The sequence below is a fragment of the Enterobacter sp. BNK-13 genome, from assembly GCF_048685015.1.
In the GTDB taxonomy this organism is placed as follows: domain Bacteria; phylum Pseudomonadota; class Gammaproteobacteria; order Enterobacterales; family Enterobacteriaceae; genus Enterobacter; species Enterobacter quasiroggenkampii.
The window spans coordinates 2,057,377-2,077,910 of sequence record NZ_JBLQTP010000001.1 but is presented as its reverse complement, the minus strand read 5'-3'; the positions used below and the strand labels follow the sequence as shown (position 1 = coordinate 2,077,910).

20 protein-coding genes are annotated in these 20,534 nt (G+C 56.9%); 3 read left to right on the top strand and 17 right to left on the bottom strand.

What is annotated here, in order from left to right:
* Nucleotides 1-7: 7 nt before the first annotated feature.
* The 9 genes from ACMGGQ_RS10075 to ACMGGQ_RS10035 all read right to left on the bottom strand — a co-directional run bounded on the left by ACMGGQ_RS10075 (nucleotide 8) and on the right by ACMGGQ_RS10035 (nucleotide 10,158).
* Nucleotides 8-1,627, bottom strand: a complete 1,620-nt coding sequence (locus ACMGGQ_RS10075) for a TIGR04028 family ABC transporter substrate-binding protein (protein WP_048029875.1) — start codon at nucleotides 1,625-1,627, stop codon at nucleotides 8-10.
* Between the two features lie 150 nt (nucleotides 1,628-1,777).
* On the bottom strand, nucleotides 1,778-2,788 hold the full coding sequence (adhP, locus tag ACMGGQ_RS10070) for an alcohol dehydrogenase AdhP (RefSeq protein ID WP_045908784.1): 1,011 nt from the start codon (nucleotides 2,786-2,788) through the stop codon (nucleotides 1,778-1,780).
* A gap of 196 nt (nucleotides 2,789-2,984) precedes the next feature.
* On the bottom strand, nucleotides 2,985-4,697 hold the full coding sequence (locus ACMGGQ_RS10065) for an ABC-F family ATP-binding cassette domain-containing protein (RefSeq protein WP_420289963.1): 1,713 nt from the start codon (nucleotides 4,695-4,697) through the stop codon (nucleotides 2,985-2,987).
* A gap of 313 nt (nucleotides 4,698-5,010) precedes the next feature.
* Nucleotides 5,011-5,490 (bottom strand): Hcp family type VI secretion system effector, encoded by a 480-nt coding sequence (locus ACMGGQ_RS10060; RefSeq protein ID WP_028013237.1) that lies wholly within the window; start codon nucleotides 5,488-5,490, stop codon nucleotides 5,011-5,013.
* Between the two features lie 234 nt (nucleotides 5,491-5,724).
* On the bottom strand, nucleotides 5,725-6,417 hold the full coding sequence (locus ACMGGQ_RS10055; protein ID WP_048029878.1) for a hypothetical protein: 693 nt from the start codon (nucleotides 6,415-6,417) through the stop codon (nucleotides 5,725-5,727).
* 334 nt (nucleotides 6,418-6,751) lie between these two features.
* Nucleotides 6,752-8,449 (bottom strand): NAD-dependent malic enzyme, encoded by a 1,698-nt coding sequence (locus ACMGGQ_RS10050; protein WP_032674848.1) that lies wholly within the window; start codon nucleotides 8,447-8,449, stop codon nucleotides 6,752-6,754.
* A gap of 176 nt (nucleotides 8,450-8,625) precedes the next feature.
* Nucleotides 8,626-8,763, bottom strand: coding sequence for a stationary-phase-induced ribosome-associated protein (gene sra, locus ACMGGQ_RS10045; RefSeq protein ID WP_008501714.1), 138 nt, complete (start codon nucleotides 8,761-8,763; stop codon nucleotides 8,626-8,628).
* Between the two features lie 95 nt (nucleotides 8,764-8,858).
* Nucleotides 8,859-9,074, bottom strand: coding sequence for a biofilm-dependent modulation protein (gene bdm / locus ACMGGQ_RS10040; protein ID WP_262805204.1), 216 nt, complete (start codon nucleotides 9,072-9,074; stop codon nucleotides 8,859-8,861).
* Between the two features lie 232 nt (nucleotides 9,075-9,306).
* Entirely contained in the window at nucleotides 9,307-10,158 is an 852-nt protein-coding gene (locus ACMGGQ_RS10035) for a Vmh family MBL fold metallo-hydrolase (RefSeq protein ID WP_420289962.1), read from the bottom strand.
* A gap of 110 nt (nucleotides 10,159-10,268) precedes the next feature.
* On the opposite strand from ACMGGQ_RS10035, the gene ACMGGQ_RS10030 reads away from it, so the two are divergent.
* Both ACMGGQ_RS10030 and ACMGGQ_RS10025 read left to right on the top strand, forming a co-directional pair.
* The gene (locus tag ACMGGQ_RS10030; RefSeq protein ID WP_063621742.1) at nucleotides 10,269-11,150 is read left to right on the top strand and encodes a LysR family transcriptional regulator; all 882 of its coding nucleotides are present in this window, start codon (nucleotides 10,269-10,271) and stop codon (nucleotides 11,148-11,150) included.
* 75 nt (nucleotides 11,151-11,225) lie between these two features.
* Complete coding sequence (locus ACMGGQ_RS10025; protein ID WP_008501708.1) at nucleotides 11,226-11,654, top strand: OsmC family protein; 429 nt, start codon at nucleotides 11,226-11,228, stop codon at nucleotides 11,652-11,654.
* Between the two features lie 23 nt (nucleotides 11,655-11,677).
* Here the strand turns inward: ACMGGQ_RS10025 and ACMGGQ_RS10020 are convergent, their stop codons facing one another.
* The gene (locus tag ACMGGQ_RS10020) at nucleotides 11,678-12,583 is read right to left on the bottom strand and encodes a LysR family transcriptional regulator (protein ID WP_420289961.1); all 906 of its coding nucleotides are present in this window, start codon (nucleotides 12,581-12,583) and stop codon (nucleotides 11,678-11,680) included.
* A 115-nt stretch (nucleotides 12,584-12,698) separates the two neighbouring features.
* Here ACMGGQ_RS10020 and ACMGGQ_RS10015 point away from each other — a divergent pair, with 115 nt between their 5' ends.
* Nucleotides 12,699-13,448, top strand: coding sequence for an SDR family NAD(P)-dependent oxidoreductase (locus ACMGGQ_RS10015; RefSeq protein ID WP_008501706.1), 750 nt, complete (start codon nucleotides 12,699-12,701; stop codon nucleotides 13,446-13,448).
* Here ACMGGQ_RS10015 and ACMGGQ_RS10010 read toward each other — a convergent pair.
* From ACMGGQ_RS10010 to ACMGGQ_RS09980, 7 genes are read right to left on the bottom strand one after another with little or no spacing between them, the layout of a single operon-like run.
* A complete protein-coding gene (locus ACMGGQ_RS10010) occupies nucleotides 13,445-14,374 on the bottom strand; it encodes an oligopeptide/dipeptide ABC transporter ATP-binding protein (protein ID WP_045908778.1) in 930 nt (309 codons plus the stop codon). The two genes, ACMGGQ_RS10015 and ACMGGQ_RS10010, sit on opposite strands and share 4 nt — an antisense overlap.
* A complete protein-coding gene (locus ACMGGQ_RS10005; protein WP_420289960.1) occupies nucleotides 14,367-15,353 on the bottom strand; it encodes an ABC transporter ATP-binding protein in 987 nt (328 codons plus the stop codon). Before ACMGGQ_RS10005 ends, ACMGGQ_RS10010 begins: the two co-directional genes overlap by 8 nt.
* Entirely contained in the window at nucleotides 15,353-16,246 is an 894-nt protein-coding gene (gene ddpC / locus ACMGGQ_RS10000; RefSeq protein ID WP_420289959.1) for a D,D-dipeptide ABC transporter permease, read from the bottom strand. The genes ACMGGQ_RS10005 and ddpC overlap by 1 nt, the downstream gene beginning before the upstream one ends.
* Entirely contained in the window at nucleotides 16,243-17,265 is a 1,023-nt protein-coding gene (locus ACMGGQ_RS09995) for an ABC transporter permease (protein WP_023327529.1), read from the bottom strand. The genes ddpC and ACMGGQ_RS09995 overlap by 4 nt, the downstream gene beginning before the upstream one ends.
* 22 nt (nucleotides 17,266-17,287) lie before the next feature.
* Complete coding sequence (locus ACMGGQ_RS09990) at nucleotides 17,288-18,820, bottom strand: ABC transporter substrate-binding protein (RefSeq protein WP_325841348.1); 1,533 nt, start codon at nucleotides 18,818-18,820, stop codon at nucleotides 17,288-17,290.
* Between the two features lie 15 nt (nucleotides 18,821-18,835).
* Nucleotides 18,836-19,411 carry a D-alanyl-D-alanine dipeptidase gene (ddpX, locus tag ACMGGQ_RS09985; protein ID WP_025911023.1) on the bottom strand — a complete coding sequence of 192 codons (576 nt, stop codon included), beginning with the start codon at nucleotides 19,409-19,411 and terminating at the stop codon, nucleotides 18,836-18,838.
* Between the two features lie 12 nt (nucleotides 19,412-19,423).
* On the bottom strand, nucleotides 19,424-20,278 hold the full coding sequence (locus ACMGGQ_RS09980) for a MurR/RpiR family transcriptional regulator (protein ID WP_045410261.1): 855 nt from the start codon (nucleotides 20,276-20,278) through the stop codon (nucleotides 19,424-19,426).
* Between the last annotated feature and the right edge of the window lie 256 nt (nucleotides 20,279-20,534).

Here is a 20,534-nt window from a genome sequence, read left to right as displayed (position 1 = left end):
CAGCTCCTCAGTGTTTCTCTATCCACGCGCCGTAGAACGACGGGCGGCCGACCGCTTCAAAATTGACGCCTTTCAGCCACGGCGCACCGGCAAAGACCTGCGGCTCTTCGAAAATCGGAATGACGTAGGCGTTATCCAGCAGGTAACGCTGGGCATCGCCGGTCAGCTGCAGGCGTTTTTGCGGATCAACCTCTGAGGAGATATTCACCAGCAGCGCATTCAGCTTGTCGTCACGGAAGCTTTTGACCTTGTCGCTGGAGCCGCCTTTTTGCAGCAGGGCGTCGCGGTTAGCGGGGTAGAACATGCTCTTCACCACGTCCGGATCGGCGCGGCCCACTTCGGAGACGGTTAACGGGGTTTTCAGCGGATCAAGGTTATCCAGCGTGCGGCTGCCTGCGTCGCCGGCTTTCACGTTCAGCGCCACGCCCACCTGTCGCCACTGCTGGGCAACCAGCTGCAGCACCTCTTTATTTTGTGGCTGCGGCAGGGATTCATACACCGTCAGCGCCAGCCGCTGTCCATCTTTGGCGCGGATCCCGTCGCTGCCTGCTTTCCAGCCTGCCTCGTCCAGCAGCTGGTTGGCTTTTGCCGGGTCGAAGGACAATTTGTCGCTGAGATCGACAAAGCCAGCGGCGGAATCGGCAATCACCGACTTCGCCTGCGGATAGTTAGCCGAGAAGAGGGTCTCAACCACCTGTTTTGCATTGGTGGCATGCAGCAGCGCCTGGCGCACGCGAATATCGGAGACCAGCGGGTTATCCGGACGGAAACTAATGCTGTCATTCACCCCGCGCGTCGGGGCGGCGTAGATTTTATAGCCCTGATCGGTCGCCTGCTTTTCGTCATATGCCTGCACCTGGCGAATAAAGTCGGCCTGACCGGCCAGCAGGGCGCCGACGCGCACGCTGTCTTCCTGAGTCACGATAAACTTGATGCCATCAAGATTGGCTGGCCCCTGTTGCGCCAGATTTTTGGGCCCCCATTGGTAGTCCTTACGTGCTTCCAGCGTCACTTCGCGACCCAGCTTCTCGTCCTTAACCACAAACGGGCCTGAGCCAATGATATGCCGGGCGTCACCCAGCTCTTCAAAATTGCGCTTGAGCGTGCTGAGCGAGACCAGGCCTGACCCGATGGTGGCGGTGCCCTGCAGGAATCCCGGTGACGGCTTTTTGAAGTAGAACTTCACGGTCAGCGGGTCGACCACTTCACTGCGATCGTAGTTATTGATCACTTCTGACACCGGCAGGCGCTGCGCCTTGTTACCTAAGCCGTAGGTATCAAAGTTTTTTGCTACGGCGTTGGCGTCCAGCGGCGTGCCGTCGGAGAAGGTGATCCCCGGGCGAATTTTGAAGGTGTATTCGGTTTTATCGGCATTGGTGGTCCAGCTTTCGGCCACCCACGGTTCGACCTGCAGCGTCTTTGGGTTCTGCCACGTCAGTTTGTCGGTAATCTGGTTCAGAATGCCGCCGTTCGGGTAGAAGCCGCCGGCAGGCGGATAGAGGTTGGTGTGCGCCTGTTGCTCCAGATAAATCAGCGTGCCGCCTTTAACAGGCGCATCCGCGGACCAGGCGGCGGTGGTCGTCAGAATCAGCGCCGTCAGCAGCGGCAGACGAAATGGGGTTTGCATGGTGAATTCCTTTGTTATCTTCTTGTTAGCGTCGGATTCATCATCGGGCGCAGGGGAAAACAAGGGAACAAAGGAATTAAGATAAGGATTGCCGGAAAATGGCTATAAAAAAACCGCCCCTGTCAGGAGCGGTAATTGAACGGTGGGTGATTATGAACGCAGGTCAATCACCATACGGCCACGGATCTGGCCCTGTTCCATCTCTTTGAAGATGGCGTTGATGTCCTCGATCGGGCGCATCGTGACTTTCGGCACGACTTTACCTTCAGCGGCGAACTGGAACGCTTCCTGCAGATCCTGACGGGTACCGACCAGCGAACCCACCACCTGAATGCCGTCCAGCACCAGGCGAGGAATGTCGAGGCTCATCGCTTCCGGCGGCAGGCCAACGGCGACCACTCGGCCACCGGCACGCACGGCATCCACCGCCGAGTTGAAGGCGGCTTTTGCGACGGCAGTGACGACGGCGGCATGCGCGCCGCCGGTTTTTTCCTGCACAATTTTAGCGGCATCTTCGCTGCGGGAGTTGATGGTGAGATCCGCACCCATGCTGGCCGCCAGCTTCAGCTGTTCGTCGTTAACGTCAAGGGCGATGACTTTGGCGTTAAAGACGTTTTTGGCGTACTGCAGCGCGAGGTTACCCAACCCGCCGAGACCGTAAATCGCAATCCACTGGCCCGGTTTAATACCCGATACCTTCACTGCTTTGTAGGTGGTGACCCCAGCGCAGGTAATGCTGCTGGCCGCCGCCGAATCCAGACCTTCCGGCACTTTTACCGCGTAATCCGCGGTGACGATGCACTCTTCCGCCATGCCGCCGTCAACGGAGTAACCGGCGTTTTTCACGTCACGACACAGGGTTTCGTTGCCGGAATTACAGTATTCGCAGTGCCCGCAGCCTTCAAAGAACCAGGCCACGCTTGCGCGGTCGCCGACTTTCAGCGACTTCACGCCAGGGCCGACTTCTTTCACGATACCAATCCCTTCATGGCCCAGGATGACCCCGGTTTTATCGCCGAAATCACCGTTCTTCACGTGGAGGTCGGTATGGCATACGCCACAGCACTCCATCTTCAGCAGGGCTTCCCCATGCTTTAGCGGGCGTAAGGTTTTTTCGGTAACGTTGACCTGGTGATCCTGAGTGACAACAGCAGCCTTCATGTGTATCTCCTTGTTCATGATAAGAATCTGCATAGCAGGTGTAGTACCTCTTAAGGATTAATACATTAGCCTGGTAATGCAAGGCTGCAGCAACATAATGTCATCATTTGATTCGATTTCAGATTAAGAATACGGCGTTCCTCTAATAATTAAGGGGGAAAATTCTGGCCCGGCGAGGCGCTCGCCGGGCGCAGACTTACAGCTGGGCTTCTATCTCCTCTATCTCTTTACGCCATTGCGCCTGCAGCTGCGGCTTTTGATGCTTCGGCTTACGCGCCAGATCGTTTTCCAGCAGCGTTTCCAGCGCGACCAGGCGTTCAAGCAGATCGTCATACGGCGAGGGGCGATCCGTCGGCGCCGCGATGTCAGGCGCAGTGGATGTGACCAGCCCCGCGCGTTCACGCAGCCGCTCAAACACCGCTTCTGCATCGTGCCACTCGCTCAGTTTTCCCTCTTCAATCAACCAGAAACGGTTGCAGCTTTGGCTAATTAACTGACGGTCATGGCTGACCAGCAGGACGCCGCCTTCGAACTGCTGAAGGGTGTGCGCCAGCGCCTCTTTGCCTTCCATGTCCAGGTGGTTGGTAGGCTCATCCAGCATCAGCAGGCTATAGCGGGCAAGTGTCAGGCCAACGAACAGCAGGCGTGAGCGTTCGCCTCCGCTGAGCGTGCTGACCGTTTGTCCGTGACGCGCCCACGGGAAACCGGCGCTTATCAGGGCCATTTTGCGGTTCTGCGGATCCGGAGCGAAAGGCTCCAGCGCGTCGAGTAGCGTGGCGTTGTCGGGAAGCTGATTCAGCGTCTGGTCGTAATAGCCCGTCGACACGCGCGGGTGCAGCTTCAGCCCGTCGTGGGTCAGTTCATCGGTAAACTGTCGCCAGATAAGCTTCATCAGCGACGATTTACCGCAGCCGTTACGACCGACAATCGCCACGCGATCGCCGCTTTTTAACCGCGCAACGTCGATGCTGAACAACGCAGGCAGGCCAGGAGCAGGAGGCACGTCAAGGTTTTCCATCTCCAGTAAACGGTCGGCCCGCAGCGCGTCGCCGCGAAGGGTTAGCGTCCACGGGCTACCTGCCGTGAGTTCCGTCTGGCTCTCCCTGAGCCGTTCGACCTGCTTTTCCATCTGTTTGGCTTTTCGGGCCAGGTCTTCGTTGTCGTAAACCTTGCCCCAGGTCGCCAGCCGCTTCGCGCTGGCGATCACGCGGTCGATCTCCTTTTGCTCCGCCTTGTGACGCTGCGCATCGCTCTCATCTTTTGCTTCAAGCGCCTTGCGTGCTGCCGTACAGGGAAGGGCAAAGTAGTGCAGCGTTTTATCGCGCAGGATCCAGCTGCCGTTGGTGACGGCATCCAGCAACTGTCTGTCATGCGAGACCAGCACAAAGCTGCCCGACCAGTTCTGTAGGAAGTGTTCCAGCCAGAGCATGGTCGGAAGGTCCAGGTGGTTGCTGGGTTCATCCAGCAGGAGCAGGTCCGGCTCGTGAATCAGCGCCCTCGCCAGCAGCAGGCGGGTGTGCTGTCCGCCGCTCAGCGTGGCGGATTGCAGCATCGTATCCTGCGGCGTGAAGCCCATGCTTGCCAGCAGCGTTTCGGCTTTCCAGCGCAGGCTATCGCGCTCAGCAAAAGGCAGCTGTGCGAGTACGGCATCCAGCATGGTCAGCGGAAAAATAGCGTCCGGGAGATGTTGCTCCACGCGCGCCATCAGGCAGTGCCCGGCCAGCGAGACCGTTCCGGCGGCGGGGGAGTCAGTGCCGTCCAGCACCTTCAGCAGCGTACTTTTACCGCAGCCGTTGTCGCCCAGCAGGCCAATGCGGTCGCCTTTTTTCAGCGTAAAGGAGAGTGAGTCGAAGAGCGTGCCAAACGCCGTATCAACGCGTAAAGATTGTGCAGTGAGTAAAGTGCTCATTGTTGCTTACCCAAGAGTTACAGGCATGTTTATGCCTCGTCAAACATCGCTGACGATAACTCAGTAAGCCCGAGAGAAGGGATTTCAGGGGTTGGTGTCTTCGCTCAAGCAGAAGTTATCGCAGCACGATACCGATAACGCTTGAGCGGGTGCGATCACCAAATGTATGTGAAACATTGAAAATTTCACGATACAGCATAATTGGCCTCCTTATATGTTATGAGTTTGTAGGTGACTATCACTATACAACGTTTCTTTGTATATACCAAACAGAGGGGCAGCATTGCAGCCAGTGCAAATGCCGCCTTCGTCATCATGCACAACAACGATCGTTCCATGAATCACGATAGATAATATTACCCTCCGTATACTTCCAGGTAATCGCTTCATAACGTAATTCGAGCGTTTCAAGATGTGTGCTGCTTATACCGTTAGGAGACAGGTAGGGTGCAACCGTTGTAAACTTGACGTTTTCCAGAATGATATTGAAATACTCGGCCTCAATACCTGATTCCAGAATACGGTACATTTTAATTGTGGCTTTCTTCATGGTTCGGCCTTCACAGACAGCGCGGTACAAAAGTGGTGTTGTTTGGTCAAACTCCTTTACTATCGTGATAGGGCGATGGACTCGCGTTCCTGTTAGTTTTCCCCAGCTTGGATCTACCGGGATAGTGACACCGTGAGAAAAGGATTTTAACTCGATAGACCCCAGGCGAAGTGGCATCATGCAGCTACCGATTACCGGAGAACCGTTCTCATCTTCAAGCCATAAGTGTGCGGGTGTAGACATACTATTTCCTTATAGATAAATTACGATAAAGCTAACGTTTGAGATTTACAATTTCATATAGCGATAAAATAACTATCACAAAAATGAAGAATATAGGAACAGGCCATATTGGCCCGTCAGGGCAAAGTTGGAAAAAGACAACTGCAAATAAAAGTGTCAATAGCGAAGGGCCGTACATCGATATCAATGAAAAGAATATCCGCCTGAAAAATCTTTTAATAAGATGCATCATGATTACTGAACCATCCTTGTTATGATATCTGCAATCTCACTATCCGATACCCATTGTGCTTTAAAAGCTTCAGCCCGTTTAAACAATGGCTCTATTAAGAAGTACAACATTTCCAGCTCTTTAGCGTATAGCGCTGAGTAGTACGCTGGATAAGTAATATGAAGGCGATGCGAACTATCTGCTGCTTTCTGAACAATGCCGTACAGGCCAATACCTCCAACAACCTGTCCCGCTCTTCGCCCAGCCAGTGCACTAAGTTCAAGGCTTAGATTCATACCTGCAGCAACATATGAAGCTGTTGCTAAAGCAAATCCGGCGTTTGTGAGTGAACTTGCGGCGATATGAATATTTACTGCCATTAGCAATTGTTTGATGTGCTCTAGCTGATCGGAGGTTTTGTGTCGGAATACTTCTTCAAAGTAGATGTTGAGCATTTCATACACAACATCTCTATGCCATATAATATGATAAACACCTTTAGCAAATCGGATGTCTTCGGACTTTTGTTTCTGGCATACGTCTTGATATTCATCAGTAAAGCAGGAGGTATAATACAGCGCGCGCGTTGCACCTGCGCCGATCGTTTCAATCTGATTTGATACGGCTTTTCCTACACCCGTTAATGCATGCTCGAGTTTTAACGCAAGGATGTTATTCGCCTGCAAATAACTTATCACTTCATTTTTATAGTACATAACCGCTCCTTACTTTCCTCGCAATTTTGCACGTCAATAGTACTCTTGATGTCTGCGCTTCCAACACTTTTCAGCCAATAATATCCGAGGGTTGTCATTTCAAAACGCCTATTTTTAGTAATGCAAAACGTTACTAAACTCTTAAAAAAATACGTTTGTTAGACAAAAAGTGTTATGCGAAATTTTTATATTTCAATGGGGTATGAATAGTTGTTGAAATATTTATTTTTTTAATAAAGGGAAGAGGAATGACGTAGAAGCGGCAAAGAAAATAAAGGGAGGAGGATGATGACATTCCCTCTCCCTTTTGAGGAGAGGGAACGGTCAAAGCGAATTATATCGACGTACGGCGATAGCTGCGGTATTCAGGCTTCCAGAAGTTGTCGTCGATGGCCTGCTGCAGCGCGTCGGCAGAGGTTTTCACCGCCACGCCCTGCTGCTGCGCCATTTTACCCACCGCAAACGCGATAGCGCGCGACACCTTATGAATGTCCTTCAGCTCAGGTAGAACCAGACCTTCGCCGTCGTTGACCAGCGGCGAGTGGCCCGCCAGGGTTTCGCTCGCCGACATCAGCATTTCATCGGTAATGCGGGACGCGCCGGAGGCAATCACCCCCAAACCAATGCCCGGGAAGATATAGGAGTTGTTGCACTGAGCAATCGGATAGGTTTTATCCTTCCACACCACCGGATCGAACGGGCTGCCGGTCGCAACCAGCGCGTTACCTTCGGTCCAGGCGATGATGTCCTGCGGCGTCGCCTCCACGCGGGACGTCGGGTTAGACAGCGGCATCACGATAGGGCGCTCGCAGTGCTTGTGCATCTCGCGAATAATCTCTTCGGTGAAGAGACCGGTTTGCCCGGAAACGCCGATCAGAATATCCGGCTTCACGTTGCGCACCACATCCAGCAGGGAAAGGACTTCGTTGTCGGTATCCCAGTTTTTCAGGTTGTCGCGTTTCTGCACCAGCTTCGTCTGGAACGGCAGCAGGTTCGGCATGCCGTCGGTCAGCAGGCCGAAACGGTCCACCATAAAGACGCGGGAGCGGGCCAGCTCTTCGCTTAAGCCTTCGCGCTGCGTCTGGGCGATAATCTGCTCGGCAATACCGCAGCCTGCGGAGCCTGCGCCAAGGAAGACGATTTTCTGGTAGCTCAGCTGGCTTCCCGCTGCACGGCTGGCGGCGATAAGCGTACCTACCGTGACGGCTGCGGTGCCCTGGATATCGTCGTTAAAGGAGCATATCTCATCGCGATAGCGGTTCAGCAGCGGCATCGCGTTTTTCTGCGCAAAGTCTTCAAACTGCAGCAGCACGTCCGGCCAGCGGTGCTTCACGGCCTGGATGAAGTCGTCGACAAACTGATAGTACTCGTCGTCAGTAATGCGCGGATGGCGCCAGCCCATATAGAGCGGATCGTTGAGCAACTGCTGGTTATTGGTCCCGACGTCCAGTACTACCGGCAGGGTATACGCCGGGCTGATGCCGCCGCAGGCGGTGTAGAGAGAGAGCTTACCGATTGGGATCCCCATCCCGCCAATTCCCTGGTCGCCGAGGCCGAGAATACGTTCGCCGTCGGTCACCACAATCACTTTGATATTGTGGTTAGGCACGTTCTGCAGAATATCGTCCATGTTGTGACGGTTCTGATAAGAGATGAATACCCCGCGGGAGCGACGGTAGATCTCGGAGAAACGCTCGCAGGCGGCACCCACCGTCGGGGTGTAGATCACCGGCATCATCTCTTCAAGATGGTTTTGTACCAGGCGATAGAAGAGGGTTTCGTTGGTGTCCTGAATGTTGCGCAGGTAGATGTGTTTGTCGATTTCAGTTTTGAAACCCTGGTACTGGATCCATGCGCGCTCTGCCTGTTCTTCAATGGTTTCAACCACTTCGGGCAGTAAACCCAGCAAGTTAAAGCTGCTGCGCTCTTCCATGCTGAAGGCGCTGCCTTTGTTGAGCAGGGGGAATTCGAGTAAAACCGGTCCGGCGTATGGGATGTATAAGGAACGATGTTTTTTCAGTTTGTTGTCCATGTCACTCACTCTTTTTATGAAGATCCGTCCCTGACACTGCTGTTTGTCATCTTTCTGGCCTGTGCGATGGGGTGCGGTCCGGCGGTATTATAAAGGAGCTAAATATTAATTACCGCAACACATAAACAAAAACACCATCGGGATTACCGATGGTGTTCTGGATCTCAGTCTGGAACTTACTTGCCCGCGTGGCGTTTTCTGCCGGTGGCGTGAGTGACTTGGGTTTCGTGGTCGCCTTCAATCACCACTTTACGCTGATTAGAAAGCTTGTAGTTCAGTCCCAGAATATGGCGTGCCTGACGGTTCGATTTCATATTAACTCCTCAATCCTGTTGATAGTTTTAAGGACCAGTTTGCTTACGCAAACGAAATGTAACCCCTTAGGTTGCAGATCCAGCTTAGCAGGTTTTTACAAGGGTGCGTTTTGCCTGCTGACGACGTAGTTAATGGTCTGCTGGTAGATGTCACTGAGGATGTCATTATCTGTGGATTCCACCCACCTGGTCAGTTCCATCAAAATGTCATCTTCAGTCACAGCACCGTGCTCGGCGTGAAGACCCTGTGCAATCGCGTTAACGAGTTCAGGTTGTGCTGCTGCGGTATTTGCCGGGTAATAAGTAAACATGCTGCCTCCGTGTCGTTGTCTGTTTAATGGTACGGCTCGCAAAAAATTTAATTCATAAACAGAATGGCAAATATTTTCCCGGTTGTGGCTCAGATTCATCTTAGAAATAAAAATGACATAAGTGTATGCTTTTGTGTGGTTTTGAAATGTGGGGGTAAATCGACGTGGCGTTGAGAGAATATTATGACGGTGCTCCTGCTATCACGAAAATATAGCAGGAGCAGAGTTTACATTACCACTTCATTTCGCCGGTATTCACCTTAGCGCTTAATTCCAGCGAGCTCTCTTCAGCCAGGCTCGGATACTGTTTTTTCAGGGTGCTGATGACGCCTGCAGAATCTTTATGAACGGATAAGGCCTTTTCAAAGCGCTGGAGATAGTCACGGGTAAAATCAATCGCCCCCGTCCCGGCTGGCGGGGTACCCAGATAGTGACCCGGGATGACGCGCTCGGGTTTGTGCGCCGCCATATTCACCAGCGTTTCCTGCCACTGCTTACGGCTTTCCGCTGTCTGGGTGTCTGCCGTCCAGACGTGGATCCCCCAGGCTACCCCGGTGCCGCCGAGGATGGTTTTCGCTGATGGGATCCACACATAGGCCGCGTAGCTGTCAGGCTGTTCGATATCGATCTTTTCTCCGTCCACCATAAACGTGGTGGAGGCGAGCACCTGCGGGACGACCAGCTCGGTTGGCGCACCGTCTTTCATCTGCGGACCCCAGAAGGCGAGCTTGGCGTCTTTGGTGGCCTTGATGTGGTCAACCACATGCTGCGTGGCCACCACTTTGGCGTTCGGGAAGGCTTTGACCAGCGGCTGCAGGCCAAAATAGAAATCCGGATCGCCGGAGGTGATCACAATCTTGTTCAGGGTTTTACCGCTTTGACGAATTTTCTCTACCAGCGCTTCGCCATCCTTCACGCTGAACTGCGCGTCAAACAGCACCGCTTCTTTCGGGCCGGAAACCAGCGTGGAGGAGACAGCGAAAATGCCTTTCTCCTGCGGGTTATAGGTGTCAATGCTTAACGGCGCGGCAAAAACAGCCGGAGTGAAAAGCGTGGAAAGCAGGGCTAGGTGGGTGAATTTCATGCTGTTGTCTCTGTTGTTCAGGAATGTCTCTATTGTACGGATATTCGCATTTGCCAGAATTCCTGAAACAGGACATGCTTAGTTTCATAAATCGAGCAGATGGAGTTGATATGGATCGCGTTATTGCCGCTCAGGTTTACAACCGGATATGCGAGCTGGGAAGTTTGAGCGCGGCGGCCCGCGCGCTGGGTATTTCCCGACCAATGGTGAGCCGCTACCTTGAACAGATGGAAAAGTGGGCGGGTACGCGTCTGGTAAACCGCTCCACGCGCAAGCTGACGCTGACTGCGGCAGGGGAAAAGGTGTTGCAAAAAACGCGGACGCTCTCGCAGATCTCGCAGGAAATTGAAGGCCAGTCAGAGAAAGATCTCCCGTCAGGTACCCTGCGGGTGGCCTGCGCGCACTTTACCGCGATGCACCTGATTGCGCCGGTGCTGCCCGGTCTGCTCTCGCGCTACCCGCAGCTGCGCATCGAACTGGATGTGAACAACCATCCGGTCAGCCTGGTGGGAGAACGCATTGATGTCGCCGTGCGCATTACCGACAACCCCGAACCCGGCATGATTGCCCGCAGGCTGGGGGAGTGTCGCTCGGTGCTCTGCGCTTCGCCGGAGTATCTGGCGCAGCACGGCATGCCCGTCAGCCCTGAAGAGTTAGCCCAGCATAACTGCCTGCACTACAGCTTTTTTGCCGGGCAGTCCTGGCACTTCCTGACGCCGGAAGGCGAAAGCCTGAGCGTGGCCGTCAGCGGCAACCTGAGCGCCAGCATCTCTTCGCTGCTGATGGACGCGGCGGTTAAGCACTGCGGTATCGCCATGCTGCCGGAGCGTGAGGCGCGAACCGCGCTGGCGCAGGGAATACTGGTGCCGGTACTGGAGACACTGGAGCCGAAACCGCTGGCCATCCATGGCATTTATCAGTCCCGTGAATACCAGCCTGCCGCGCTGCGGGTGTTCCTTGACGCGCTGGCGCACCATTTACTCAGTGACTAAGACTCGTCTGTCTTGCCCGCAGAATCCGGACAGCCTTCTATACTTAACCCTTTGTAAGCCAAAAGGAGAGCAAGAATGACTATTCATAAGCACGGTTCGGCACACTGGTCTGGCGACATTAAGCGCGGTAAAGGGACGGTTTCCACTGAGAGCGGCGTTCTCAATCAGCAGCCTTATGGTTTCAATACCCGCTTTGAGGGTGAAAAGGGGACCAACCCGGAAGAGCTGATCGGCGCGGCACATGCGGCCTGTTTTTCGATGGCGCTGTCGCTGATGCTTGGGGAAGCGGGCTATACCGCTGACGCTATTGATACCACCGCGGACGTCTCTCTGGATAAAACCGACGGCGGCTTTGCTATTACGAAGGTTGCCCTGAAAAGCAAGGTGACCGTTCCCGGCATCGCTCCTCAGCAGTTTGACGGTATTATTCAGAAAGCGAAAGCGGGCTGCCCGGTTTCGCAGCTCCTGAAAGCCGAGATTACCCTGGACTACACGCTAAATTAACTCCCTGCCGGGTTTGCGCCCGGCTATCCCTTCAGTGCGGCGGGAAACACCTCCGCCAGCCACGCAATAAACACCTTAAGACGGTGCGTCAGATGCCGGTTCTGAGGGTAAACCACATGAAACGGATAGGCGGCAGGGCGCCAGTCGCTCAGGATCGCCGTCAGCGTACCCGCCTGTATATACGCATTTGCCGAATACTCAAACGTCTGAACGATCCCCAATCCCGCTGCGGCAGCCGCCAGATGGGCATTACTTTCGTTTACGCCGAGATAATGCGGAATATTGATTTCCAGCGTCTCGCCGTTCTCTCTGAAGCGAAACGGAAACGCCCGCCCGGTGACGGGCGAGAGGTAGCTAATGAGCTTGTGGCCGTTGCACAGCTCCTGCGGATAGGCCGGAACGCCATGGTGTTTCAGGTAACCCGGCGTCGCGCAGGTGACCATTTCGGCGTTGCCAATATGGCGGGCGATGAGGGTCGAGTCGTTCAGCGGACCGCCGCGGATGACGCAGTCTACGTTACCGCTGATAAGATCCACCGGACGATCGGCTACTCCAAGGTCGATGCGGATTTCCGGATAGCGCTGCATAAAATCCGGCAGCAGGGGAATAAGCACGTCCCGAGCGGTGGAGCCGCCCACGTCAACCCGCAAATGCCCTTTGGGCGTCGCGCGGGAAACGCGAAACGCGGTGTCGATATCTTCTATATCTATCAAGACCCTGAGCGCTTTTTCATAGTAATCCGCCCCTTCCGGCGTCGCGACCACCCGGCGAGTCGTCCGGTGCAGGAGACGTATCTCAAGATGCGACTCAAGCGCTTTCACCAGCTTGCTCAGGGTGGCAATGGGCATGTTCAGCGAGTCCGCCGCGCGGGTAAAGCTGCCGGTTTCCACCACCCGAGTAAACGCGCGCATCGCCATTAGCTGGTCCATTAGGCTCCCCTGATTATTTCTGTGTGTGAATAGTCATTTTCATTTTTGCCGGTTTTTCACTAATCCCGCAAGGGCTAAAGTTTGTCCAACGCAAACCCAACAAAAGGTAAATGACATGAACACGACTCTCTCAGGAAAAATCGCACTGGTCACCGGCGGCAGCACCGGCATCGGTCTTGCCACGGCGCAGGAGCTTGCTGCACAGGGCGCGAAGGTGTACATCACCGGACGACGTCAGGCCGAGCTGGACGCGGCGGTGGCTGAAATCGCTTCAACGGCAGTGGGCATTCGCGCTGACGTGTCAAAACTGGCGGACCTGGACGAGGTCTATGCCCGGATAGCCAAAGAAGAAGGCCGCCTCGATATTTTGTTCGCAAATGCGGGTGGCGGCGATATGCTGCCGCTGGGCGCGATAACCGAAGAGCAGTTTGACCGGATTTTCGGCACCAACGTCCGCGGGGTGCTGTTTACGGTACAGAAGGCGCTGCCGCTGCTGTCCGCCGGATCCTCGATTATTCTGACCGGCTCGACGGTGTCCATTAAGGGGACGGCAAACTTTAGCGTCTACAGCGCCAGCAAAGCCGCCGTGCGCAACTTTGCCCGCTCCTGGGCGCTGGATTTGCAGGGCCGTGGGATCCGCGTCAACGTGGTCAGCCCGGGGCCGATCAAAACGCCTGGCCTCGGCGATCTGGTGCCGGAAGAACATCGTCAGGGGCTGTACGACGCGCTGGCCGCACAGGTGCCGCTCGGCCGTTTAGGCGCGCCGGGTGAGGTGGGTAAAGCGGTGGCGTTTCTGGCCTCCGACGCGGCCAGCTTTATTAACGCCACCGAGCTGTTCGTGGACGGTGGGATGGCGCAAATTTAACCCAGACTGCGCCAGCAGCGGACATCACGGCCCTCGCGAGAGGGCTGTAACGGCTGAGGACGTTCGCACCCCTGCGCGGCCATCGGGCATCGGTCACGGAAAAAACAGCCTTCGGGCAGATGACGGTTGCCGGGAAGCTCCGTTTTGCGTAAGGCCAGCGTCTCATCCAGCGGCTCACCGGTGCGGGGAACCGAATCGAGCAGCAGACGGGTGTAAGGATGGCGCGGCTCCCCAAGCACCTGAGCGGCGCTGCCCAGCTCCACAATCTGCCCAAGGTACATCACCGCCACGCGGTCGCTCATGTGCCTGACCACCGAGACGTTATGTGAGATCAACACGTAGGTCAGATTACGCTGCTGTTGCAGGGTCACCAGCAGGTTGAGGATCTGCGCCTGCACGGAAATATCCAGCGCGCTGGTGGGTTCATCGAGCACGATGATATCCGGATCTGACGAGAGCGCCCGGGCGATGGCAATGCGCTGGCGCTGTCCGCCGGAGAAGGCGTGCGGAAGCCGGTCGAGATACTCCGGGCGAATGCCCACCTGTAGCGCCAGGTTTTCAGCCAGCTGACGGCGTTCGCGCTCGCTGCTGCGCTTTTGTACCCACACCGGCTCGGTGATAATGCGCCAGACCGGCAGGCGCGGGTCGAGCGAAGAGAGCGGATCCTGAAACACCATCTGCATGCCGCCCGCGTGGTGCGCCCGCTGGCAGGCGCCGGTGCTGGGCTTAAGCATGCCCATCAGCAGTTGGGCCAGCGTGCTTTTCCCGCAGCCGGACTCCCCGACAATGCCAAGCGTCTCTCCCCGACGGATTTCAAGGTCGAGCCCGTTGAGGGCATGCACCTGTTCCGTCACGCGGCCCAGCCAGTTTTTACGTGCTGCAAAATTGACGTGCACGCTATCCAGTTCCAGCAGTACATCAGACATGGGCTTTCTCCCGTTGTGGATACCAGCAGGCAGCCTGTTGGCCTTCTGCGCCATGGGGCTGTAAGCGCGGCGTTTCGCTGCATTTCGTCCCGGCGGCAAAGCAGCGCTCGCGGAACGCGCATCCCTGCGGAAGCTGGCTGAGGTTGGGGACCGTGCCGGGGATGGCGGGAAGCGGGGCGCGCGGCTGGCCGTTTTCCGGCGCGCACTGCAGCAGGCCAATGGAATAGGGATGTACAGGCTGGTGGATCAGCGTTTGCGTGGCACCGCTCTCGATCACGCTGCCCGCATACATCACGTACACTCTGTCGCAGAGCTGGGACACCACGGCCATATCGTGGCTGATAAACAGCACCGAGGTGCCGCTGGCCCGTGCCTTGTGCTTCAGCAGGCGCAACACCTGCAGCTGGACGGTGACGTCCAGCGCGGTGGTCGGTTCGTCGGCGATAATCAGCTCCGGCTCGCAGGAGAAGGCAAGGGCGATCATCACCCGCTGGCGCATCCCGCCGGACAGCTCAAACGGATAGCGCGCCATGACCTCTTTTGCATCCGGGATTTGCATCTCTTCCAGCAGGGTAATCGCCTTCTGCTGCGCCTCATGCCGGGAAAGCGGCTGATGCTGGCGGATCACCTCCACCATCTGTTTGCCAATTCGCCGCGTCGGGTTGAGGGCGGTCATGGGCTCCTGAAAAATCATCGCGACCTTTGCGCCGCGCCACTGGCGAAGCTGTTTCTCGGATGCCGTCAGGACATTTTCGCCGAGTAATTTCACCTGACCATGATGAATGCGGTAGCTGCCTTCCGGCAGCAGACGCATGGCGAGCATGGCGGTCACCGATTTACCTGAACCGGATTCGCCCACCACGCCGACAATTTCACCCCTGCCGATCTCCAGCGAGACGTGGTTCAGCGCGTGAACCTCGCCGCGGAAAATCGGGAAGCTCAGATGCAGGTCTTCAATCTTGAGTACCGGATCGGTCATCACTGTTTACCTCCCGATTTCGGGTCCAGCAGATCGCGGATACCGTCGCCAAACAGGTTAAAGCCCACGGCGGTTATCAAAATCGCCGCACCGGGAAACGCGCAGTACCACCACTGGTCCAGAACGTAGTTACGGCCGACGGCCACCATCGCGCCCCATTCGGCGGTCGGCTGCTGCGCCCCCAGGCCAATAAACCCCAGCGTGGCGGCCATCAGGATGGCGCTGCCGATGTCCAGCGACGCCTGCACAATCAGCGGCGGCAGGGCGTTGCGCAGGATGTGCCAGCGGATCAAATGCCAGCGGGAGGCGCCAAAGGTGCGGGCGGCCTGCACGTAGGTAAACTGGCGTACCACCAGGGTTTGGCCGCGTGCCAGGCGGACGTAAAACGGAATGCGGACAATCGCAATCGCCAGCATGGCGTTAAACAGGCTCGGCCCGAGCGCGGCGGCCAGCGCCATGGTCAGCACCAGGGAAGGTATCGAGAGCATAATGTCCATCACCCGCATGATGACGGCGTCGCCGCGCCCGCCCAGCACGCCGGACAGACAGCCCAGCAGCGAACCGATGCCGCCCGCAATCACCACCACCGCCAGTCCGGCGGTAATGGACTGCTGGCTGCCCGCCAGCACGCGGCTGAACAGATCGCGGCCCACCTCGTCGGTACCAAACCAGTGCTGCGCAGACGGCGCCTGCAGGCGCGCGGTCAGATCCAGCGCGTTCGGGTCGTGCGGCACGATCCACGGCGCGGCCACCATAATGAAAAGCATCACAAGCATAATGACGCCGCCAACGATCGTGAGCGGGCTTTGATGCAGCATCCATAACAGCTTTGCCCAGTTGATGCGTTGTCTGACGGGTTTAATCGGGACGGGCGTTTCCTGCGTTAACATCATTCGGCACCTCCGCGCCCAATTCGCGGGTCAATCCACAGGTAAAGCAGATCGACCACCAGATTAACCAGCACGTAGGCCAGCGAAACAACGACGGCAAAGCCCATCACGGCAGGGAAATCGAGCGCCTGAATGGATGTCACCACCCAGGCCCCCATGCCCGGCCAGGCAAAGACGGTTTCGGTCAGCACGGCGCCGTACAGCAGGTCGCCCAGCGCCAGCCCGAGCACGGTAATCGACGGGATCATCGCATTCGGCAGGGCGTAGCGCAGGACGATATACCAGCCAGGCAGACCGCTGGCGCGGGCGGTGCGAATGTAGTCTTCGCTAAGCTGCTCCAGCATCGCGGAACGGACCTGACGCGCCACGATGCCCAGGTGAACAAACGCCAGCGTCAGCGAGGGCAAAATCAGGTGCTGCAGCGCATTGAAAAAGACCTCTCCGTTACCTTCCAGCAGGGCATCCAGCAGATAAAAGCCGGTGACGTGGGCAGGTGGGTCGAGCCAGTCGTCCAGCCTGCCGCCGCCCGGCAGGATCTGCAGGTGCCCATAGAACAGCACAATGACGCCCAGCCCAAGCCAGAAGGCCGGGGTGGAGATCCCGGTCATCGCCATTAAACGTACCAGGTGATCCAGCCAGCGGTTGCGGTATACCGCCGACAAAATCCCCAGCGGCACGCCGATGACCAGCGCCAGCAGGAGGGAACAAAAGGCCAGCTCCAGCGTGGCGGGGAAAAAAGCCTTCAGGTCTTCCGCAACCGGACGGCCGGTCCGGATGGAGGTGCCTAAATCACCGTGGGCCAGGGCGTCCACGTAACGGCCAAACTGAACGTACAGTGGCTGATCCAGCCCCAGCTGCTGGCGAATGTTCTGCACGATATCGTCGCTGGCGCGGTCGCCGGCCAGCAGACGGGCCGGATCGCCGGGGATCAGGTGCGAAATAATAAAAGTGATAATACAGACACCGGCCACCACCAGGAGTAACCCCCAGCAGCGCTGGCGCACGATGCTCCAGAACGTCATACACTTTCCCCCGGCGAAACGGTTACTTGCTCATGGTGGCGATGTTAAACACCTGCTCGAGCATCGGATTAAAGGTGAAGCCTTTGACCTCTTTGTTCATCGCCAGCTGGTAGTTCTTCTGGAACAGATAAACGTAGGCCGCCTCGTCGATGACTACCTTTTGCGCCTGCTGGTAATCTTTGGTGCGTTCCGCCTGGTCCGTGGTTTTCAGCGCGGCCTGCAGCAGGGAATCGACCTCTTTGTTCTCATAGAACGAGCGGTTGCCCGGCAGCCCTTTCTTGTCCGATTCGAACCAGTAGTTCATGAACATGTACGGGTCGGCAAAGTCCGGGCTCCAGTTGCCGATGGCAATGTCGTAATCGCCTTTGCCGACGCGGTCGCGCATGGTGGCGTTGGCCAGTTTTTCCAGCTTGACGTTAATGCCGATCTTGCCAAGGCTGGCCTGGGTTGAGAGCGCGATAGGCTCCCAGTTCGGATCGTTGTCAGAGTAGAGGAAGGTCAGGCTGGCGGGCTTGTCTTTAACCTTCTCCAGGGCCGCTTTGGCTTTGGCCTCGTCGAGGCTGTACTGCATGGCCGTGGCGTCAAATCCCCACATGCCTTCCGGGATCGGGCCGCGCATCTGCTTGCCGTTGCCGCTCAGAATGCCTTTCACCATCCCCTGATAGTCCGTCGCCCAGGAGACCGCGCGGCGTAAATCGACCTGATTGAGCGGCGCTTTGCTGTTGTTGAGGTAGAGATAGGTCACGCGCAGGGACGGGTATTCGGCGACGGCGACTTTCCCTTCCTGCTTCAGGGCCGCCAGCTGATCGACCGGCAGGGAGTCGGCAATGTCCAGGTCACCGCGGGAAAGCTGCAGACGACGCGACGCGCTCTCACCGATAATTTTCACCGAGACGCGCTTGAAGTGCGGCTTGTCGCCCGACCAGTGCGGGTTTGGCACCAGCACCAGCTGCTGGCCTTTCTGCCAGCTCTTCAGCATAAACGGCCCGGAGCCAGCGGTGTTTTGCGCCAGATAGCCGCGCGCGTCGTCCGCAGCATTGGCCTTCAGCACCGTCGGGTTAATGATGGAGGCGCCGTCGTTCGCCAGGGTGTAGAGGAAAGGCGCGAACGGCTGGCTGAGGGTGAATTTCACCGTATGGTCATCAACGGCATCAATTTTCAGATCTTTTGGGAAGGCTTCAGACGGCCCCTGGCTGAGCTTCAGCAGGCGTTCAAAGGAGAGTTTGACCGCCTCGGCGGTGACCGGCGTGCCGTCGGAGAATCTGGCGTTATCCGCCAGGGTGAAGGTCCACTCTTTCTGGTCGTCGGAGGCTTTCCAGCCCGTCGACAGATCGCCTTCCACCTCGGTTGAGCCTGGCTTGTACTTGACCAGACGCTGGTAGGACGGATAGGTGACGGTCCAGTCGTTGTTATCAATAGTAATGGCCGGATCGAGCGTTTGCGGGTCGGCGGCTTTCCCGATGACCAGCATGTCTTTCGGGACGGCAGCCAGCGCCAGCGGTGCACTCAGGGCCAGCGTGGCGGCAATGATGGTCGAGAGAAGCGATGTTTTCATGGCAGTGCTCCAGGTTTAAAGAGGGGTGTGCGTCAGGGGAAAACAGGCAAAACGGTCATCAAGAAGCGGGTAGCTGGCGGCGTTCGGCAGTTCGAAGTGCCACCATTCGCTGCCGATCCCGACAAAACCGCCGCCGAACATGATGGCGTTCAACAGCAGACGGTTGCGCTGGGCGTGGGGCGGCACGGAAGGGTGATACGGATGCGAGCGGTCATGCATTTCGTCAAAACCGGCGCCCATATCCAGCACGGCGTTATGCTCGTCCATCAGGGTCACGTCGATGGCCGTGCCGCGACTGTGGTTGGAGCCAATCGCCACGTCGACAACATATTCCGGGTTCGGGCAGGCCTCCCACAGCTGGGCCTGCGCCTGCTGCGGCCGATAGGCGTCGTAAACCACCAGCTTCAGTCCGGCCAGCGTGGCAATGCTGATGGCTTTTGCCAGGGCGGTGGCCGCGTCGGTATGCAGCAGGCACAGCGCCTCCTGGTAAATTGGGCGGCCGGTAATATTGTCGGCGGTGGCGTACTTCAGATCGATATGCAGCGTGGGGAACGTCTTCGCCACATCAATCAGTTCACTCTCTACGGGCATAGCTCCGCTCCTTTAGCGTTCGAATTGACCAAACTCTTGTTGTAATTGTCGGTTTACTGCCAGGCGCGCCGGGAGCGCATCACCCAGCGCTTCCACCACGCCCGACAGCAGCAGGTTGAACAAACAGCTCACAGGGGCAAGTGAATCCCAGAAATGACCGGTATCGGTTTTCACCTGCAGTAAATCAATCGGATAATCCCGCGCCCACGGGCACCAGATATCGGTGATTAAGGCCAGCGGAATGCCTTTCTCGCTCGCGACGCGGCAGTACTGTCGGGCCATCGTGGAGTAGGTACGCGTATCGGTCAGCACGACATAAGGGTGCGCAAACCCGGAGTTCAGGGATTCTACCCAGCTGCCGGATGCCCCTTCGGAGTAGCTCACCCGCGGGCGGAGGTATTCAAGGTGGCTGAAGAAGGCGTTGGCGATCCCGCGCGTGGACTGGATCCCCAGTACAAAGACCGCGTCCGCGTGGGCCAGATGGTGCACCACCTGACGAAAAGCGTCCGTTTGCGCCAGCTGATACACCTGCGTAATGGCGTCCACTTCCAGCGACAGGGCGTGCTGAAGGCGGTTGGGCAGGGGGCGCTGCTGCTGCCAGGAGTCGAGGCGCTCGTTCATGCCCCAGGGCTGGTAAGGATCGCGCAGGCTCTTTTTGGCATCCTCCAGGTTGCGATACCCCAGCTTGCGCAGAAAGCGTCCGACGGTAATCCCGCTGGTCCCGCTCGCCAGCCCGACGCTCTCCGCCGTTTCAAACGGGATTTGCGCGGCGTGCGCCAGCAGCCAGCTCCCGACCCGCTTCTCGCTGGGGGTCAGCTGGCTGAAAGTCGCTTCGATACGGCTCAACATCTCAGGTTTCGTCGTCATACCGCCTCGCTGTTAACAGGCTGTCAATGGCCGAAATTGTGTTACCTGATTAACAATGCATGACGCGTGCCATGTTCACAGGCGGGCGAAAACCCGCTGCGCAGTAAACTTCATGCAATATTTGGTTAACCAATGATCAACATTTGTGCAGCGTAGTTCACTTTTGGTGCACTGGCTGACCTGACAGGTATGAATTTGGTGAATACGTCAGCCTGTTCACATTTTTGATAAGATAGAAGCACTGAGAACATAAAAG

Coding starts and splice junctions, on each gene's coding strand:
- ACMGGQ_RS10055 (WP_048029878.1), bottom strand. CDS start 6,417: ATGTACTATAAAAATGAAGTGATAAGTTATTTGCAGGCGAATAACATC.
- ddpX (WP_025911023.1), bottom strand. CDS start 19,411: ATGCCCGTAGAGAGTGAACTGATTGATGTGGCGAAGACGTTCCCCACG.
- ACMGGQ_RS10025 (WP_008501708.1), top strand. CDS start 11,226: ATGACTATTCATAAGCACGGTTCGGCACACTGGTCTGGCGACATTAAG.
- ACMGGQ_RS10065 (WP_420289963.1), bottom strand. CDS start 4,697: ATGAGCACTTTACTCACTGCACAATCTTTACGCGTTGATACGGCGTTT.
- ACMGGQ_RS09980 (WP_045410261.1), bottom strand. CDS start 20,278: ATGACGACGAAACCTGAGATGTTGAGCCGTATCGAAGCGACTTTCAGC.
- bdm (WP_262805204.1), bottom strand. CDS start 9,074: ATGTTTACTTATTACCCGGCAAATACCGCAGCAGCACAACCTGAACTC.
- ACMGGQ_RS10020 (WP_420289961.1), bottom strand. CDS start 12,583: ATGGACCAGCTAATGGCGATGCGCGCGTTTACTCGGGTGGTGGAAACC.
- adhP (WP_045908784.1), bottom strand. CDS start 2,788: ATGAAGGCTGCTGTTGTCACTCAGGATCACCAGGTCAACGTTACCGAA.
- ddpC (WP_420289959.1), bottom strand. CDS start 16,246: ATGATGTTAACGCAGGAAACGCCCGTCCCGATTAAACCCGTCAGACAA.
- ACMGGQ_RS09995 (WP_023327529.1), bottom strand. CDS start 17,265: ATGACGTTCTGGAGCATCGTGCGCCAGCGCTGCTGGGGGTTACTCCTG.
- ACMGGQ_RS09990 (WP_325841348.1), bottom strand. CDS start 18,820: ATGAAAACATCGCTTCTCTCGACCATCATTGCCGCCACGCTGGCCCTG.
- ACMGGQ_RS10005 (WP_420289960.1), bottom strand. CDS start 15,353: ATGACCGATCCGGTACTCAAGATTGAAGACCTGCATCTGAGCTTCCCG.
- ACMGGQ_RS10030 (WP_063621742.1), top strand. CDS start 10,269: ATGGATCGCGTTATTGCCGCTCAGGTTTACAACCGGATATGCGAGCTG.
- ACMGGQ_RS10035 (WP_420289962.1), bottom strand. CDS start 10,158: ATGAAATTCACCCACCTAGCCCTGCTTTCCACGCTTTTCACTCCGGCT.
- ACMGGQ_RS10050 (WP_032674848.1), bottom strand. CDS start 8,449: ATGGACAACAAACTGAAAAAACATCGTTCCTTATACATCCCATACGCC.
- ACMGGQ_RS10015 (WP_008501706.1), top strand. CDS start 12,699: ATGAACACGACTCTCTCAGGAAAAATCGCACTGGTCACCGGCGGCAGC.
- sra (WP_008501714.1), bottom strand. CDS start 8,763: ATGAAATCGAACCGTCAGGCACGCCATATTCTGGGACTGAACTACAAG.
- ACMGGQ_RS10010 (WP_045908778.1), bottom strand. CDS start 14,374: ATGTCTGATGTACTGCTGGAACTGGATAGCGTGCACGTCAATTTTGCA.
- ACMGGQ_RS10060 (WP_028013237.1), bottom strand. CDS start 5,490: ATGTCTACACCCGCACACTTATGGCTTGAAGATGAGAACGGTTCTCCG.
- ACMGGQ_RS10075 (WP_048029875.1), bottom strand. CDS start 1,627: ATGCAAACCCCATTTCGTCTGCCGCTGCTGACGGCGCTGATTCTGACG.